This window comes from Paenibacillus durus ATCC 35681, assembly GCF_000993825.1.
GTDB lineage: Bacteria > Bacillota > Bacilli > Paenibacillales > Paenibacillaceae > Paenibacillus_AQ > Paenibacillus_AQ durus_B.
In genome coordinates, this window is sequence record NZ_CP011114.1 from 323,912 (window position 1) to 340,849 (window position 16,938).

General features: G+C 50.4%; 15 protein-coding genes. 9 read left to right on the plus strand and 6 right to left on the minus strand.

What is annotated here, in order from left to right; all coding sequences use genetic code 11:
* Positions 1-29: 29 nt before the first annotated feature.
* The 3 genes from VK70_RS01545 to aroD are packed head-to-tail and all read left to right on the plus strand — an operon-like array spanning position 30 to position 2,944.
* Complete coding sequence (locus tag VK70_RS01545) at positions 30-893, plus strand: shikimate dehydrogenase (RefSeq protein WP_025695258.1); 864 nt, start codon at positions 30-32, stop codon at positions 891-893.
* Between the two features lie 40 nt (positions 894-933).
* Positions 934-2,148, plus strand: coding sequence for an MFS transporter (locus VK70_RS01550; protein ID WP_025695259.1), 1,215 nt, complete (start codon positions 934-936; stop codon positions 2,146-2,148).
* Positions 2,149-2,179: 31 nt separating this feature from the next.
* Positions 2,180-2,944: a type I 3-dehydroquinate dehydratase gene (gene aroD / locus VK70_RS01555; protein ID WP_025695260.1), complete on the plus strand. Its 765-nt coding sequence runs from the start codon at positions 2,180-2,182 to the stop codon at positions 2,942-2,944.
* An 89-nt stretch (positions 2,945-3,033) separates the two neighbouring features.
* On the opposite strand, the gene VK70_RS01560 is transcribed toward aroD, so the two are convergent.
* From VK70_RS01560 to VK70_RS01570, 3 genes are all read right to left on the minus strand, one after another.
* Positions 3,034-3,588 carry a shikimate kinase gene (locus VK70_RS01560; protein WP_025695261.1) on the minus strand — a complete coding sequence of 185 codons (555 nt, stop codon included), beginning with the start codon at positions 3,586-3,588 and terminating at the stop codon, positions 3,034-3,036.
* Between the two features lie 191 nt (positions 3,589-3,779).
* Entirely contained in the window at positions 3,780-4,532 is a 753-nt protein-coding gene (locus VK70_RS01565; protein WP_233277751.1) for a MerR family transcriptional regulator, read from the minus strand.
* A 154-nt stretch (positions 4,533-4,686) separates the two neighbouring features.
* On the minus strand, positions 4,687-5,496 hold the full coding sequence (locus VK70_RS01570; protein ID WP_025695263.1) for a 3'-5' exonuclease: 810 nt from the start codon (positions 5,494-5,496) through the stop codon (positions 4,687-4,689).
* A gap of 144 nt (positions 5,497-5,640) precedes the next feature.
* Here VK70_RS01570 and VK70_RS01575 point away from each other — a divergent pair, with 144 nt between their 5' ends.
* The 4 genes from VK70_RS01575 to VK70_RS01590 all read left to right on the plus strand — a co-directional run bounded on the left by VK70_RS01575 (position 5,641) and on the right by VK70_RS01590 (position 9,641).
* On the plus strand, positions 5,641-6,141 hold the full coding sequence (locus VK70_RS01575) for a CYTH domain-containing protein (protein WP_025695264.1): 501 nt from the start codon (positions 5,641-5,643) through the stop codon (positions 6,139-6,141).
* Between the two features lie 128 nt (positions 6,142-6,269).
* Positions 6,270-7,679, plus strand: coding sequence for a threonine synthase (gene thrC / locus VK70_RS01580; RefSeq protein WP_025695265.1), 1,410 nt, complete (start codon positions 6,270-6,272; stop codon positions 7,677-7,679).
* 41 nt (positions 7,680-7,720) lie between these two features.
* On the plus strand, positions 7,721-8,710 hold the full coding sequence (locus VK70_RS01585; RefSeq protein ID WP_036639960.1) for a Gfo/Idh/MocA family protein: 990 nt from the start codon (positions 7,721-7,723) through the stop codon (positions 8,708-8,710).
* A gap of 19 nt (positions 8,711-8,729) precedes the next feature.
* Positions 8,730-9,641: a radical SAM/SPASM domain-containing protein gene (locus tag VK70_RS01590; RefSeq protein WP_025695267.1), complete on the plus strand. Its 912-nt coding sequence runs from the start codon at positions 8,730-8,732 to the stop codon at positions 9,639-9,641.
* Between the two features lie 521 nt (positions 9,642-10,162).
* On the opposite strand, the gene VK70_RS01595 is transcribed toward VK70_RS01590, so the two are convergent.
* Together VK70_RS01595 and rarD are read right to left on the minus strand one after the other, a co-directional pair.
* Positions 10,163-10,501: an ArsR/SmtB family transcription factor gene (locus VK70_RS01595; RefSeq protein ID WP_025695268.1), complete on the minus strand. Its 339-nt coding sequence runs from the start codon at positions 10,499-10,501 to the stop codon at positions 10,163-10,165.
* A gap of 54 nt (positions 10,502-10,555) precedes the next feature.
* On the minus strand, positions 10,556-11,455 hold the full coding sequence (gene rarD, locus VK70_RS01600) for an EamA family transporter RarD (protein WP_025695269.1): 900 nt from the start codon (positions 11,453-11,455) through the stop codon (positions 10,556-10,558).
* Between the two features lie 454 nt (positions 11,456-11,909).
* On the opposite strand from rarD, the gene VK70_RS01605 reads away from it, so the two are divergent.
* The gene (locus tag VK70_RS01605) at positions 11,910-13,121 is read left to right on the plus strand and encodes an MFS transporter (RefSeq protein WP_025695270.1); all 1,212 of its coding nucleotides are present in this window, start codon (positions 11,910-11,912) and stop codon (positions 13,119-13,121) included.
* A 330-nt stretch (positions 13,122-13,451) separates the two neighbouring features.
* Positions 13,452-15,293 carry an ATP-binding protein gene (locus VK70_RS01610; RefSeq protein ID WP_025695271.1) on the plus strand — a complete coding sequence of 614 codons (1,842 nt, stop codon included), beginning with the start codon at positions 13,452-13,454 and terminating at the stop codon, positions 15,291-15,293.
* Positions 15,294-15,488: 195 nt separating this feature from the next.
* Here VK70_RS01610 and VK70_RS01615 read toward each other — a convergent pair whose 3' ends face one another.
* Positions 15,489-16,535: a LacI family DNA-binding transcriptional regulator gene (locus tag VK70_RS01615; RefSeq protein ID WP_025695272.1), complete on the minus strand. Its 1,047-nt coding sequence runs from the start codon at positions 16,533-16,535 to the stop codon at positions 15,489-15,491.
* Positions 16,536-16,938: the final 403 nt, after the last annotated feature.

Here is a 16,938-nt window from a genome sequence, read left to right on the forward strand (position 1 = left end):
AATTGACCACGAAGGGAAGTAATTAAAAGATGGCAGAGCGCATCACAGGTTATACGCAGCTTATAGGTTTGCTGGGAACTCCAATTGCCCACAGCCTATCCCCAACCATGCATAACGAAGCTTTTGCTAAACTTGGACTTGACTACGCATATATGGCCTTTGGCGTCGGCAACGAACAACTGCCTGACGTCATCAAGGGCTTTCGGGCACTGGGTCTTCGCGGCTTTAACGTTACCATGCCGAATAAATCGCTGGTGCTGGACTATCTGGACAAGCTGTCTCCTGCCGCTGAACTGGCGGGCTCGGTGAACACCGTGGTTAACGACGACGGTGTTCTGACCGGCCATATCACGGACGGCACGGGTTACATGCGTGCGCTTAAGGAGGAAGGCATCAATGTTATCGGCGAGAAAATGACGATTGCCGGTGGCGGCGGCGCAGCTACAGCGATCTGTATTCAAGCCGCTCTTGACGGAGTAAAGGAGATATCCATCTTCAATAAGAAGGATAAGTTCTATCCCCGCGCTGAGGCGACCGTGGAGAAAATCCGCTCCAAGACCGACTGCAAAGTGCAGCTGTTCGATGTTGACGATCAGGAAGCGCTCCGGCGGGAAATTGCCGACAGCGTCATTTTTACCAACGCTACCGGGGTAGGGATGAAGCCGCTTGAAGATCAATGCCTCATTTCCGACCCTTCAATGCTGCGTCCGGATTTGGTGGTATCGGATGTCGTTTATATTCCCAAGAAGACCAAATTGCTGGAAATGGCCGAAGCCAGAGGCTGCCGCACAATCAACGGTCTGGGCATGATGCTGTGGCAGGGAGCCAGAGCCTTCGAGATCTGGACTGGCAAAGAAATGCCTGTCGGCTATATTAAAGAGCTGCTGTTCTAGAAATTTTCGTAATAATGAAGAAAAGATTGGGTGAAGCCAGATGAAAAATAAATATATGCCGACTGCAATTTCTCTGTATATCAACTACTTTGTGCATGGGATGGGCGCCATTATTATGGCGCAGAATATGGATTACTTAACCAAACAGCTTCATACGGACACTACCGGCGTCGCTTATGTCATTTCGGCGCTCGGCATTGGCCGGCTGCTTGTGCTCTTTGTATCCGGCGTATTATCTGATAAATTCGGACGCAAGCCGTTTGTGTTTACCGGAATGGCGATTTATGCGCTGTTCTTCGCCGGTATTTTGCTAGCTCCCAATGTGTCCGTCGCCTTTATTTTCGCCCTGCTCGCGGGGATGGCCAACTCGATATTGGATTCCGGAACCTATCCCGCGCTGATGGAATCCTTTCCAGAAACGCCAGGTACAGCCAATGTTATCATTAAGGCTTTCATTTCAGCCGGACAGTTTGCGCTGCCGCTGATTATCAGCTTCCTGATTTCCAATGATCTATACTACGGATATTCGTTCCTGCTGTGTATCGCAATCTTTATCGTGAACGGGCTGGTGCTATCTCGTCTTAAGTTCCCGGATCATAAAGTCCAGGCGGCTTCGGCAGCCTCATCTGAAAGCGGCGGCGACAGCAAATTCAGAAACAAACCGAATTTTTGGATTGAGGGAATCTGCCTGATTCTAATCGGTTATACCGCAACAGCTACTTTTTATCTGATTTCCGTCTGGCTTCCCAAATACGGCGAACAGGTCGTGCAGATGTCCAAGACATCATCGCTTCAACTAATCAGTTATTACAGTATCGGGTCGCTTCTGGCAGTATTCGTTACGTCTTATCTTGTCAAAAGCCTGGTTCGTCCCGTGACCTTCGTTCTGCTGTATCCGTTCATTTCTTTTGTGGCGCTGCTGGTGCTCTGGCAGGTAAGAACTCCGCTTGTCTGCGTTATCTCTGCCTTTGTGATCGGGTTCTCGGCTGCTGGCGGGGTGCTTCAATTGGCGCTGACTACGATGTCCGAACTATTTCCGAGCAGCAAGGGGAAAATTACAGGTATCGTCTATACGGCATCCAGTCTGGCTACGTTCTCCATCCCGGTAATTACCGGCATTTTGTCCAAGACGAGCATCAGCAATATTATTCTGTTTGACGCAATCATTACCTTTGTCGGCATCCTGCTGGCTATAATCGTAAATATACGTTACCGTAGAGTTATTAACCCGGTTTCTACCGGGGTTCAAGCTTAAGTGTTATGAGAATGAGTAAGGAGTGAAATCAATGACCGGCACGGTTAAGGTTAAACAAGTCATCATCGGAGAGGGCATGCCGAAGATTTGCGTTCCGATGGTCGGGGCAACGGCAGCGGAGTTGAAAGAAGAAGCTGAAGCGCTAAAATCACTGGATCTCGATGTAGTGGAATGGCGGGTAGATTTCTTCGATCAGGTCGAAAATATTGAAGCAGTCAAAGCGGCGCTTGCCGACATCCGTAATATAATCCCGGATCTCCCGCTCGTCTTTACATTCCGCAGCGCCAAAGAAGGCGGGGAAAAGGAGATTGCCACGGAATATTATGAAGAACTGAACCGGGCGGCCGCCGCAACGGGTCTGGCCGATATTATCGACGTCGAGCTGTTTACCGGGGACGATACTGTAAAATCGCTTGTGGATTATGCGCATCAGCAGGGCGCCTATGTCATTATTTCCAATCATGATTTCCATAAAACGCCGCCTAAAGCGGAGATCGTTTCGCGCCTGGAAAAGGCTCGGGAGCTTGGCGGAGATTTGCCTAAGATTGCATTAATGCCGGCTGACGCCGGGGATGTGCTAACTCTGATTGAAGCAACTTATGCAATGAAGGAAAAATACCCGGATTGCCCGGTTATAACGATGTCGATGGCGGGAAAAGGCATGATCAGCCGGATTGCCGGAGAGGTATTCGGCTCCGCTCTAACCTTCGGATCGGCGAAAAAGGCGTCGGCGCCGGGACAGATTCCGGTGTCCGAGCTGCGTACTGCTCTGGAACTGGTGCACCGCAGCCTCTAATCCGGGAGGGCGGGAATCCTTACACCTGAAAAGAACCCATTATCCGTTAAAAAGGTAATGGGTTCTTGCATTTTCTCAGGCAACCACCGCTAGCTATACAGCTCCCAGCCGAGCTTTAGCGTATCGATGATGTGATCCGCTATTTCTTCGGGGTCGAGCGAGTCGGTAGAGACTTTGGAATGATTGGTTTCGTAAATGGCCTGCCGGCTGTAGAACAGCTTCTCGATCTCCTCCAGCGTCTTGTTCTGCAGCACCGGGCGGCTGTCTATGATGAGCTGCAGCCGGTCTTTCCAGGAATCCCAGCTTAAATCGAGATAAAAGACGATGGAGTTGGCCAGGCAGACCTGCTTGATTTCCTCTTGGAGAAAGGAACCCCCGCCCAGAGAAATAATCTTCAGCCGGGTGGTGGTGCACAGCTTAATAATAAATTCTTTTTCCATTTGTCTGAAGGCTTTTTCACCCATCGATTCAAAGATCTTTGATACCGGCATGCCGTGAAGCTTCTCGATTTCCTGATCTATATCGATAAAATCGCGGTACAGCTTGTCGGAGAGATGTCGTCCGATTGTCGTTTTGCCGACGCCCATGAAGCCGATAAGCACAATATTCTTTTCCCGTAAAGGTATATCATTATTGATTTGCAAGCCCATTCATTCCACTCCTTACTGCACGGAAGCTGATAACTTTTACATGAACTGCCGCTTTAAATGAATAAATTCATTATAAGGTCCACAGAAACTTACAGCAAGACAATGTGAATTTGTTCACCAACCGGTCGCTGAAAAAGAGAGGCGCGAAGGGTACCCCTCGCGCCTCTCATGCACGGTGGAATCATTTAGTTTCGCTTTGCTGTGTAGATGAGTACGGCGTCTCTAAGGAACATGGCAAGGCCCGGCTTATGCTTATCATAGTATGCGGTGAAGCGTTCGTCGTCGACGTACATCTGCGCGACTCCGGCATGTGCTTCAGGAGAATAGTTGCCCCAGTGCGAAGTCAGCCACTGCCGGTGAAGATCGGCGGCATGCTGTGCCGGTTCGCCGGCAGGGTCGCCGGTCTTCATGCCTTCCTCAAGCGCAGCGAACATCTCCTGCTCCGCCTGTTGAACAGCTTTGAATTGTTCCTCCGTCATATTGAGCAGCTGTTTGTTGGAACGGTCAACGGCTTCGTCGCCGTATTTCTCGCGCACTTCCTTGCCATAGGCCTGCTCGTTATCGTCAATCAGCTTTTGCTTGAAGCCTGCAAATTTCTCGGTATCGCTCATTGAAATCCTTCCTTCCTTATCGGCCAGCGTCTTCTCCACATTCGAGATCAGCAGGTCGAGTTGTTTTCTTTTCTCCAGCAGCATGCCATGATGCTCCCTCAGCGCTTTCGTTCCGTCGAATGAGGGCGAGGTTACGATTGCCTTGATGTTCTCCAGACTGAGGCCCAGCTCGCGGTAAAATAAAATCTGCTGCAGCAGATCGACCTCGGGCCGGCCATAGATGCGGTAGCCGGAGGAGTTAATTCGGGCCGGTTTCAAAATCCCGAACTCATCGTAATAACGCAGCGTGCGCGCGCTGATTCCCGCAAGTGATGCGAGCTTTTGCACTGTGTATTCCGTGGGTGGCACCTCCTCACAAGCTCAATGTACACCTTTACGCAGCGTCAATGTCAAACACTTTTATAGTGCAGGAGTATAGGGCAGGAGAAAAACCCTTGCTGGAGCAAGGGCTATGACGGAAAGGAAGGGCTGGAATCCGCGTTTAGCCTTCGGTTTTCGGATTTACCCGAGCGGGGCGGGCGGGGAAAGCGCCAGGGGCAGGCATCTTCTCAAGCTCTGCGGCAAAATAGCACTGAAGCTCCTCGACCTTGCGCGGGTCGTCGAGCGGAATTTTTCCGGCAAAATAATGCTCTACAACCAGTTCCCAGGTAGGGATGATTTTTTGTGACAGTATCGCTTTGATCGCGATCTTGACCGTCTTGCGCTCCCGGGCGTTGGAGAAGGTATCTTTGTAATATTTCACCTGATCCAGATCAAGCTCGCCGTAGAGTGCGCGGAAAATGTCCGACGTCATGCGCGCATCGCCGAGCGCACGGTGGGCGGAGCCGGCGGATTCAAGGCCGAGAAGCTCCATAGAGCCCTCCACGCTGATATCATTCTTCAGTCCCCGGGCGCGCAAGAGACCTTTCAGCAGATCGTAGTAAGGCGTCTTCATCCAGTAGGTGTCGTCCATCTTATGCATGCGGGTATCCTGGATAATGCGCTTCATATCCTCACCGCCCCAGGTCAGCAGCAGCACACCGTCCGGGCTTTGGTCCAGCCAGCGCCGGAAGGCGGAAATGACTTTGGGAAAACGGGGGGCGATATCGATTTCTTCCTGCGGGATGCCCGTTTTTTTCTTTATGAATGAATTTAGAGTGGCAAAATAGACGGGTCTGATCAGCGAAGTGAACTCGTCGACAGGGCGCAGCGAAGCGTCCAGCCGTACGGCGCCGATCTCGATGACCTCCATCGGATGCTCGCTGGCAAACTTGCGGCCGTTGAATTCAATGTCCAGAATGATATAATCCACAAAAGTTGCCTCCGTATACGCTTAGACTGATACGATTTCTCGCACCGATTACTCTATTTTAACAAATTGTTCCCGGATTGACTTCCTTTCAGCGCCATTTTACAATTTACTAACCTGACACACGCGAAAAGGAGAGAAATATAGATGGCAATGGAAATCGAGCGCAAGTTCCTGCTTCCTGAGTTTCCGCAGCAGCTTGTTCAAGAAGGGAAGCTGAGCATTCACAGCCGGCAGCGCATCGAACAGACTTATTTGGCGATTGACGGGCCGCAGGAGCTTCGTGTGCGCAAGCTTGAAGACCTCAGTTCCGGCGAGCTGCATTACACCCATACTTTCAAGAACGGCCTCGGCATCAGCCGCGAGGAGATCGAATATGAAATCTCGCAGGGCTTGTACGAACAAATGATTCGCGCCGTCCGGGCCGTGCCGCTGATCAAGGAACGCATTACCGGCGAATGGAACGGCATAACAGTTGAAATTGACATCTATGACCAGTTGAAGCTGTCGGTTGTCGAGGTCGAATTTCATTCCCTGGAGGAAGCCCAAAGCTTCACACCGCCGGATTGGTTCGGCCTGGATATCAGCGAAGAGAAGAAATACAGCAATAAGACGGTCTGGAAAGAATTGCAGAATCCGGCCCGCTAGCGAAGGAATTGCGAAAATTGGCGGAAAACTGGCGAAAGCATGCAGAATACAACGGACTTTAACACATAAACGTGTTAATATATAGGGTGAATTCGAAAGCGCGAAATATTCAGGGGGCTGAGTAGAAAATGAAATATATTAGCACAAGAGGCAAGGTTGAACCGAAAGGTTTTATTGATACGGTCTTGATGGGGCTGGCCGATGACGGCGGATTGATGATTCCGGATGTCATTCCTTCCGTATCCGCACAGACGCTGGAGGAATGGCGGTCTTTGAGCTTTCAGGAGCTGTTCCTGAAGATTTTCTCCTATTATACAAACGGTGAGATCCCGGACGAAGACCTGAAGGAATTGGTCGAGCGGAGCTATTCTTCCTTCCGCCATCCGGAAGTGACGCCGCTTAAAGAAATCAATGATTCGCTATATGTGCTTGAGCTGTTCCACGGGCCGACCTTTGCATTCAAGGACGTCGCGCTGCAGTTTATGGGTGAGCTGTACTCTTATATTTCCAGAGTGCGCGGCGAAATTATTCATATTCTCGGCGCAACCTCCGGCGATACCGGTGCGGCGGCCATTGCGGGCGTGCGCGGCAAGGAAGGCATCAAGATCTGTATTCTGCATCCGCATAACAAAGTCAGCAAAGTGCAGGAGCTGCAAATGACGACGGTGGATGACGCCAATGTGCTGAACCTGTCGGTCAAGGGCAACTTCGACGACTGCCAGAAGATCATCAAGGAACTGTTCGCCGATCTGGACTTCAAGAGCCGGTATCATTTGCGCGCGATCAACTCGATCAACTTTGTGCGGATTTTGGCGCAGACGGTCTATTATTTCTACGCTTACCTGCATCTGCCGCAGGCGGCGCAAGGCAAGACGGTCAACATCAGCGTGCCGTCCGGCAACTTCGGGAATATCTTCTCGGGCTACCTTGCCAAAAAGATGGGGCTGCCTCTCGGCAAGCTGATCATTGCCACGAACGAGAACAACATTCTGGAGCGCTTCGTCAAGACCGGAGAGTACAAGCCCGGCGGTTTCAAAAGCACGTACAGCCCTTCGATGGACATCCAGGTGGCAAGCAACTTCGAACGTTATCTGTATTATCTGCTTGGCGAGGACTCCGCGAAGGTGTCCGATTATATGGCGAAGCTGCAGCGTGAAGGAGCCATTACGGTTGATCCGGCGCTGCTTGAGCAGGTACAGTCCGAATTTGCCGCGCTCGGCGTGAAAAATGAAGAGTGTCTTAACGTAATCGGTAAATACGAGAAGGAAACCGGCTACTTACTTGACCCGCATACCGCTTGCGGCATTGCCGCCTATGAAGAACATAACGGGCCGGGCGAGATTGGCATTACGTTCGCGACGGCGCATCCCGCCAAGTTCGACGAAGCGATTTCCCTGCTTGGCATCAAACAGGAATTCCCCGCGCAAATCGCCGGTCTGTCGGCGCTGCCGCAGCACATGACCGTGACCGAGCATGACAAGGCGGAGATCGCCAGACAGCTTGAGACCTTCTATACGCTTTCCGCAGAAATCGGATAGGGATCGATGATGAAACAGCCTTTAAAGGGAGAGATAGCTGCATGACTATTCGATTTGGCGTAGTGGGAACCAACTGGATTACGGACCGGTTCTTGGAGTCGGGACTGGAAAATGAGGATTTTCTGCTGACTGCCGTGTACTCCCGCAGCGAGGAGAAAGGCAAGGCGTTCGCCGCGAAGTACGCCGGGGCCTCCGTTTATACCGACCTGGAAGCTATGGCGGCAAGCAACGAGATCGACGCCGTCTATATTGCAAGCCCTAATTCGCTGCATGCTGAGCAGGCGCTGATTTGTATTAACCACGGCAAGCATGTGCTGTGCGAGAAACCCGCCGCGTCCAACGCGGCGGAGCTGAGACGCGTAACCGAGGCTGCGCGGCGCAATAATGTGCTGTTCATGGAAGCGATGAAATCGACATTGGTTCCGAACTTCGGGATGATCAAAGAGAACCTATATAAAATCGGCCGGGTCCGGCGCTATTTCGCCAGCTACTGCCAGTATTCCTCCAGGTATGACGCCTTCCTGCAGGGGAAGGTGCTGAATGCCTTTAACCCGGCGTTCTCCAACGGCGCCCTGATGGATCTCGGCATTTACTGTCTCTACCCCATGGTGGTACTGTTCGGCAAGCCGGATACGGTGAAGGCTACCGGCGTTATGCTGTCCTCCGGCGTTGACGGCGAGGGCAGCATCGTCATGCATTACGACGATATGGATGCGGCCGTGATATATTCCAAGATTACCGAATCCTATCTGCCGGCGGAAATCCAGGGCGAGAACGGAACAATGATAATCGATAAAATCAGTCAGCCGTATGAGGTTAAGATTCGTTACAGGGACGGAATCGTTGAAGAACTGACCGTGCCGCAGACTTACGAGTCGATGTTCTACGAAGCTCAGGAATTCATCCGCCTGCTGAAGTCGGGGGAACGCGAGAGCTCCGTCAATTCGCATGCCTGCTCGCTGGCGGCGGCGGAAATTATGGAGGAAGCGCGGAGGCAGATCGGACTGAGATACGCCTCGGATCAATGGTAAGAGAAACGGAGAGCGGAGCTTGAAGACATTTAAAAAGGTATACATCGAGATTACAAGCGTCTGCAATCTGGCCTGCAGCTTTTGCCCGCAAACGGCGCGGCAGGCCAAGTTTATGAATACGGAAACGTTCCGTGTCATTCTGGATGAGATTAAGCCGCATACCTCGCATATTTATCTGCATGTCAAAGGCGAGCCGCTGCTGCATCCGAGAATCCACGAACTGCTGGATGCCGCGCATGACAAAGGCTTTAAGGTCAACATTACGACCAACGGCACGCTGATCCGTAAAGCGGGGCACAAGCTGCTGGGGAAGCCGGCGCTGCGGCAGATGAACTTCTCGCTGCACAGCTTTGACGGACACGAGGGCTCCGAGGACCGCGCAGGGTATCTTTCGCATATCATTGGATTTGCCAAGGAAGCTGCGGCGCAGGGCGTCTTCATCTCCTTCCGGCTGTGGAATCTCACGCCGGATAATCTGACGAATCTGCAAAGAAACCGGAACAGAGAGACGCTGTCCGTACTGGAATCGGCATTCGGGCTGAACTACCGGATCGAGGAAAAGATCGTTCCCGGCAGCAGCGTGAAGATCGCCGAGCGGATCTTTCTGAACCAGGACCATGAGTTTGAGTGGCCCAGTCTTAGTGCTCCCGAAGACGCTGGCATAGGGTTCTGCCATGCCCTTCGCAGCCAGGCCGCCGTGCTGGTTGACGGGACGGTGGTGCCCTGCTGTCTGGATGGAGAGGGCGTCATTAATCTCGGCAATATCCACCAGACGCCATTCTCCGAAATCGTAGAGGGAGAACGGGCGAACAATCTCTTCTACGGCTTCTCCCGCAGGGAAGCGGTGGAGGAACTGTGCCGCAAATGCGGATACAGACAGCGGTTCGGTTCGAGTGAACCGAGTAGAACGGCTTCAGGCATGAGCCTTTGAGCCGCAAGGAGAGCTGGCCGGGATGACAGGGAACGGATGGACTATATAGGGACTGTCCCATAAGTGAAGAAGCCGGCAGGTCTTTCGGTTATTGAAAGACTTGCCGGCTTCTATTGTTCTGTTTGTCGCCCCCTCCATCGAATCAGGTTAGGAATCAGGGCAATCGTGGTTGTGATTTAAGTTCAGCGTCTTGCAAAACAGCTAAGATGCAGGCTTTTTTACTCAAAGCGCTTATTCACAGGGAAATCCTGCTATCATACAGGAATTTGAGGCTGTGCTGACTGAATTTGAGGCTGAGCGGAGAAAAACCTGTATTTCCGTAGGCATGTTATACATGGCTATTCTCAGGCGACCAAAAGATGCACAATCTCAGGTTTTTTGCATACTTTGCTTCATCATGCCCCAGGACTGGAAATACCTTACCCTGTACACCTGCCTAAATTGCCCCTCAAAAAAGATCGTCCCGCAGCCATTTCCATGGTATATGATACCCCTTCTTTTGCACGATGAATGTATGGAAATCAGCCCGGCTCGATTAACCGCTCTGCCTCCCCTGAAGCATGATAGGCATCCATTATCGATGCCAGCAGTCCGGGGAAACGGGCTTCCAAATCCTCCGTACGGATGCTGGAGAAGCGCTGGGTGCCTTGCACGCGAACGTGAAGAATGCCTGCCTCCCGCAGCGTCCGGTAATGATGGGAGAGGGTGGATTTGACGACGGGAACAGCGATATCGCCGCATCTCCGCTCTCCTGATTTATGGATTACATCAACCAGATATAACCGGATGGGGTCGCTTAGGGCGTACAGCACAGAGGACAACTGTATATCTTGGCGGTCCGGATGATGGGGCATTTTCATATCCAAAGCCTCCTTCGTCTGTTACTGTTAGAATTTCCGTTACCCTGCTAAGAGTCAAAGAGCATCAGCCTGACTGACCGGTACGACCCTCTCTTTGGACTTCTTGAATGTAACGAAGGAATAAATAATTAGGGCCAGCCAGATGAATGAAAAGCTGATTAAATTCCCTTCCGTAAACGGTTCGTTAAATAAGAAAATGGCAAGCAGCAGACTCGTAGTCGGCGCGATATATTGGATAAACCCGACGAGTGAAAGCGGAAGCAGCTGCATGGACTTGGCGAACCAGAATAAAGGCATCGCTGTCGCTACACCGGAAAGCATGAGAAGCAGGATCGAGAAAAACGGTAAAGAAGCGAAGGTTCCCGTTCCCTGCGATTGTATGTAGAACAGGTAGCCTAATGCGACGGGCAGCGCAACAATCGTTTCTCCGGTCAGACCGAGCAGAACATCCAGCTTCGCTATCTTTTTAGCAAGACCGTACAGGGCAAAAGTAACCGCCAAAGAAATGGCCACCCACGGAATATGCCCGTATTGAACAGCCATAATCAGAACGCCGGTGCCCGCCAAACAGAGAGACAGCCATTGTCCCGGCGACAGCCGTTCTTTCAGGAAGACGACGGCGAACAATACGCTGATCAGCGGGTTCATATAGTACCCCAGGCTCGTTTCGATCACATGATTGTTGTTAACGGCCCAAATGAAGAGAAACCAGTTCAGGCTGATAAAAATGGAGCAGAGAACAATGGCGGCCGCGCTTCTTCGGCTTGATCCAACACTCTTTAGCCGTTTCCACTGCTTGGACACCGTAACGAGAACCGCTACGAATACAAAAGACCAGGTAATCCGCTGCGCCAAAATTTCCCACGCGGGCATCGCTGTAAACAGGCGCCAATATAAAGGCAAAAACCCCCATGATAAATAGGCCAAGACGGCATAAATGATACCCTTCTTCATCAATTGATCCCCCAGTAACAATCGAGAATATGATTAGTGAAGTTCGACTGTAATCGAACTTATGAATAATGGAAATTTAGCACACAATCAGATGAAATGCAACTAGATTTGATAATGACCCTATCCGGAATGAAGAGAGCTGTATCGAGTGGTGCGACAGGGTAATCGAAGCGCTGGGCAGGAATGAAATTTAAAAAAGAGGAATAAGGGCTGGTCACAATAGAGAATTATTGATAAAATTTATAAATAACTAAGGTATTTTCAATTTGTTTTTATAAAACCCGCTTACTACAATAAAGAGAGAAGATATTTCAATGTGAAAATATTCTCCTTAAACAACCGGTGCGGCATGCCTTGTGAAAAAGAACACAAGAACCTCTGTCAAAAGCCAAGGGGATTTTGTAATCGGAATGCTTGCAGGGCGGTGCACAACCGAGCGAAATGGAGGGAGAGCATGAAGAACAAGTATTTGTCAGCATCTTTGGGATTGTACATTAACTATTTCGTTCACGGCATGGCATTGATCATTATTGCTCAAAATATCGATTTCTTATCTAAGCAGTGGAATACGGATAATGCCGGTGCCGCTGCGGTCGTCTCTTCTTTGGGCATTGGGAAGCTGGTCGCCGTCTTTTTTTCGGGCAAGCTGTCCGACCGGTTCGGGCGGAAGCCATCGGTAGTGCTGGGAATCTTTTTTTATGTATTATTCCTGGCCGGTATTCTGATCAGCCCGAATGTCGCGGTTGCTTATATGTTCGGCATATCCGCCGGTGTGGCAAATTCCTTCCTGGATACAGGGACGTATCCGGCATTGATGGAGGCCTTTCCCAAGAAGTCCGCGCCCGCGAATATCATCATAAAAGCCTTTATCCAAGGCGGACAGTTTGTGCTGCCTTATCTCATCGGATTTTTGATACTGCGGGATTTATGGTTTGGATGGAGCTTTATTTTTCTAATTGCGGTTCTCTCTGTCAATCTGGTATTTATCCTTACCCGCACGTTCCCGCCTATGACTGACATTTCTCAGGCAAGTGAAGAATCGAGGCCGCAAAGGGTAAGAACCTTTCATTTCAGCTTGAATGAAATTTGCCTGATCTTATTCGGATTCGTTGCGCAAACCTTGCTCTACATCCTGGGACAATGGATTGCCAAGTACGGCTCGGAGGTTGTGCATATGAGCGAAGGCTCATCGCGGCTTCTCGTTAGCTACGGAAGTCTTGGCGCGATCTGTTGTGTGTTAGTCACTTTTACACTGGGCAACCGGGGTATTAAGTCGATCTATTTTATGATGCTTTATACAGTTATGACAGCGGTCATTTCACTCGTGATTTGGGCGTTTCCGGTGCCGGTGGTCTGCACTGCAGGGGCCGTGCTGCTGGGTTATTTCTCTAGCGGCGGACTGATCCAGCTCGGACTTACGCTGCTGGCCGAGAAATCTTCGCGGGGGAAAGGGCTGGTAACGAGCTTGTACACGATCGCGGAGGGAGTCGCTATTTTCACCATTCCCCTTGTAGCGTCTGCCATCTCCAGAGTTAATATCGGGGGGATCTTCCTGCTGAACGGGGCGATCGCTTTGTTCGGATTTACGCTGACTCTGATTATTTTTACCCGGGATAAACGGCCCATTAATGAAGCAAGCGTCCAAGTAGAACAAGTTCAGTGCTAGAGAGGAAAGTCCGCAGAGATCATAGCAGCATTTGCGGCATTTTTTTAAAATATAAGACTTAATAAGCTTCGCGCCTATCGTTTAAAATCAGCCCTTCCTAATGATTCTCAGGCGGCCTATGCGGCCCTGATCTTAGGAGGCGGCTTTTTTTGCGCTGCGGGCAAAGAATTCATAGATTTTTAAATAACTGAATTGGTTGGCTGTAAAGGGAAACGGGTAAAAGAATTTAGGGTTTCACCGGGAGACTCACGGATAAAAAATAGATCTATTTTAGCTATTGGACGCAGCAGGATAGGGTAGCCCGGAAAGAAAGTGGAGGAGTGCTTGACTATGGATGGAGAGAGACCAGCGCCGGTGCCGTTAAACCTGATCAACGAGATTGCTAAGGTAGGGCATATTTTATACACGTACGATGACTGCGACAGCTATATCGACAATGCTCTGTCCTATGTTACGACCGGTATTCATCAAGGATACCAGATCTTGTTCATTGACAATGAGGTTAAGTACCGCAGGCTGCTTGGCAGGCTTGAGGAGGCGCTGTCCGCCGAGCAGTTGGAGGATGTTCATTACATCGACAATTTTGAATTTTACCGTCAATACGGGGATTTCCATTGCGATAGCATTATTCATCATTTTGAGAGAATTTTGAGGCCTTTCCTGGACCGGCAGATCCCGGTTAGAACCTGGGCTCATGTCCAGTGGAATGAGAAAGAGCGGGACAACATTCACATTACGCTTGAGGAATTTGAAAGAAAGGCGGACGGTCCCGTCATCGGCAACGGTCTTATGTCCGTCTGTGCCTATAACGCTCGGGAAATCTCCGCATCGCTGCAAAATGTTCTGCTAGAGACGCATGAATATTTGATGACCGACAGGGAATTCATCGCCTCTCCCCTGTATAAGAGTTCTCAAGTGCTTGAAGGAACTTTTCCTTCGCTCTCGGTCCAGAGCCAGCTTCTGAATGAGCAAAAGCAGCTTCTGATCGAGAAGGAAACGGCTGAACAAATGAGCAAGATCAAGAATGAATTTATCGCTATGATGAATCATGAGATACGGACCCCGATGAATGGCGTGCTTGGGATGACGGAACTGCTGTCCGAAACGAATCTGGATCACGAGCAGACGGAGTATTTGGATGCCATCCGCAAAAGCGGGGAATCCCTGCTCCGAATCATCAACGACATTCTGGATTTCTCCAAGATTGAATCGGGCCGCGCCTATGCCGTAAACGAGCCTTTTCGGATTAGGGACTGCATTGCGGAAGTGCTGGATGTACTGCTGCTGAAGATTTTGGAGAAAGACCTGGACATCAAAGTATCCGTCGACCCCGACATCCCGGAAAGGATTACAGGTGACTACAATCGCCTGAGACAGGTGCTCCTCAATCTGATTGAGAATGCTGTGAAATTTACTGAAGATGGTGGCATTAATATCTCGGTCAGCAGTCTGTTCCAGAGCGGCCGCAGGATTCAGCTTCAGGTGACCATCAGGGATACCGGAATCGGAATACCGGAGGAGGCGCTTAAAAATCTTTTTCAGCCGTTCTATCAAGTGGATAATGGCTTGACGCGAAAGGTGGAAGGAACCGGCCTCGGTCTGGCCATCTCCAAAAAGCTCGTGGAATTGATGGGCGGCGAGATCATGGTGCGGGTGCCGGAAGAGCCGGGAACCGCCTTTTTATTCACTGCGGAATTCGGAATGATTCCTACGGAGAGCCGCGCTGCGGCTGCGGAAGAAGGCTCCGGCAAGTTCCCTTATTCCATGCGGGTGCTTGTAGCCGAAGATAATGAGATCAACCAGCTTATCCTGAAAAAACGCCTTGAAAAGCTCGGGCATACCGTGACCATCGCGGCAAATGGAAGGGAGGCGGTCCGGTCCGCCGTCAGCATACCTTACGACATCATTCTGATGGATGTCCGAATGCCGGTGATGGATGGGCTCGAAGCGGCGCAGGTAATCCGAAATACGCTTGCCCCCGGTCAAGTGCCTTACATGGTGGCGTTGACGGCCAATTCCCTGCGGGACGACCGCGGCAAATGTCTGGACAACGGGATGGATGAATATTTGACAAAACCGGTCAATAATGAGGAGTTGGCTGCCGTGCTGGAAAAAGCGGCGGGCCGAAAAGCCGATCGGGACAAAGCCCTCAATATGCCGGAAAATCGATAATCAGAAAGTAATGCGATGATGATAGGATAGGAAAGCACAAAAGGCAGGCTCTTCGCTTGTAAGCGAGGGAGCCTGCCTTTTTTTAATCAGGAACTTTCGGGATAGCGCTTCATTACGGGCATGCGCCCCTTAAGCTGATCTGCGAAAATCATCTTTGGCAGCGTGTGCGGCATGTGTGGCGTGCAGCGGGACAGCCTAGGATTGGCGGGCAGAGATTCCGCTTGCCGACTCTGCCGCCTGCCTGGTCGATCCCCGCAGGACAACGCTTGATTCCAAATAGATGATTTCCTTATGGCGGTCCGGCTGCTCAATCCGGTTAAGAAGCGTCTCGACGACGCGCGTTCCGAGCTCATAGGGGTAAGTATGAACCGTAGTTAGCGGCGGGTCGATGATTTTAGCGTTCGGGACGTCGTCAAACCCTGTCACTTCAATCTGCCTTGGCACTTGCACCTTCAGTTCCTTGAGCGCGCGGATCGCGCATATGCCGATATCGTCATTGGCGCAAACAAACGCGGTGGGCAGCTTAGTGAGAGCCTCCAGCCTCTCTGTCATCCATTCAACGGAAAGGTAGGGCTGTGTGTCGTCCGGCGTTATGCTGAAAGCGAGGTCGGGCCCCTGGCCGGATTCCCTCATCGCGCGCTCGAAACCGAGCCATCTCTCGTAAAAGCTTCGGCAGTGGTACAAATCTCCGATGAAGCCGATATTCTCGTGCCCCTCTTCGAGCAACGTCTTGGTGAGGGTGTAGGCGGAATATTCATTCTCGACCATAACAATATCGTACTTGTGGCTGCCAAAGACGGTCCTTGGAAGGAAATCGATGAATACGGTCGGGATTCCGGCGCCAAGAATCGTTTCGACATAAGGTTCATGAAAAATCTCCATGCAGACGATCCCGTCGATATTGAACGGATTGATATTGGACGGCAGCACATTGCTGCGGATATCATCAGGCTTCACCAGCATCAGAATTAGATTGAAGCCCTGGGCGCTGAGGCCCGTTTCCATTCCTTTAATCGTCTCGGCATAGAAGCTGATGGCGTTGATATCTCCCCGGGTGAGCAGCGCGATGTTTCCCATATTCATGCTGGAGAAATTCTTATACTTAAGCTCGGCCGCTTTTTGCAGAATCTTCTCTCTGGTTGCATCGGGAATTTGCGGATGATTATTCAGTGCTTTGGACACGGTGTTGCGCGACAATCCCAAAGCATCGGCGATATGTTGAATGGTCACTCTCTCGGCCATAGGCAGCAAGCTCCTTTTTGACTCATGACTTTTACATAAGTATTTACACTAGTTATAAAAATGCGACAATAAATTGCACAAACACAAATATGAATGTAAAGAGGAGAATTGGGAGATTGAGCTAATATATGCCCGTTACATTTAATGTGCATACACTTTACGGTAAATAAACATCTTTTGCTTTCTTAATTATATAATTTTTTTCAGGTACTGCATAGTTTGCCCCCAGGATCGGCTTGCCACTCTATGAAAACAAGAATAAACCTTGGTATGGAAACGAAAACATGGAAGACAAACGGATAAAATAAATACCTAAAAAAGGATTGACACTCTGAATTGAAAGCGCTATACTTCAATTGCAATAATTTAGTTTACATTTGTAATGTATTATGTAAATCAAATG

What these genes read in the sequence shown, in the direction of transcription:
- VK70_RS01615 (WP_025695272.1), bottom strand. Translation starts at nt 16,535, where the DNA reads ATGGCCGAGAGAGTGACCATTCAACATATCGCCGATGCTTTGGGATTG.
- aroD (WP_025695260.1), top strand. Translation starts at nt 2,180, where the DNA reads ATGACCGGCACGGTTAAGGTTAAACAAGTCATCATCGGAGAGGGCATG.
- VK70_RS01550 (WP_025695259.1), top strand. Translation starts at nt 934, where the DNA reads ATGAAAAATAAATATATGCCGACTGCAATTTCTCTGTATATCAACTAC.
- VK70_RS01545 (WP_025695258.1), top strand. Translation starts at nt 30, where the DNA reads ATGGCAGAGCGCATCACAGGTTATACGCAGCTTATAGGTTTGCTGGGA.
- VK70_RS01605 (WP_025695270.1), top strand. Translation starts at nt 11,910, where the DNA reads ATGAAGAACAAGTATTTGTCAGCATCTTTGGGATTGTACATTAACTAT.
- VK70_RS01575 (WP_025695264.1), top strand. Translation starts at nt 5,641, where the DNA reads ATGGCAATGGAAATCGAGCGCAAGTTCCTGCTTCCTGAGTTTCCGCAG.
- rarD (WP_025695269.1), bottom strand. Translation starts at nt 11,455, where the DNA reads ATGAAGAAGGGTATCATTTATGCCGTCTTGGCCTATTTATCATGGGGG.
- VK70_RS01585 (WP_036639960.1), top strand. Translation starts at nt 7,721, where the DNA reads ATGACTATTCGATTTGGCGTAGTGGGAACCAACTGGATTACGGACCGG.
- thrC (WP_025695265.1), top strand. Translation starts at nt 6,270, where the DNA reads ATGAAATATATTAGCACAAGAGGCAAGGTTGAACCGAAAGGTTTTATT.
- VK70_RS01595 (WP_025695268.1), bottom strand. Translation starts at nt 10,501, where the DNA reads ATGAAAATGCCCCATCATCCGGACCGCCAAGATATACAGTTGTCCTCT.
- VK70_RS01610 (WP_025695271.1), top strand. Translation starts at nt 13,452, where the DNA reads ATGGATGGAGAGAGACCAGCGCCGGTGCCGTTAAACCTGATCAACGAG.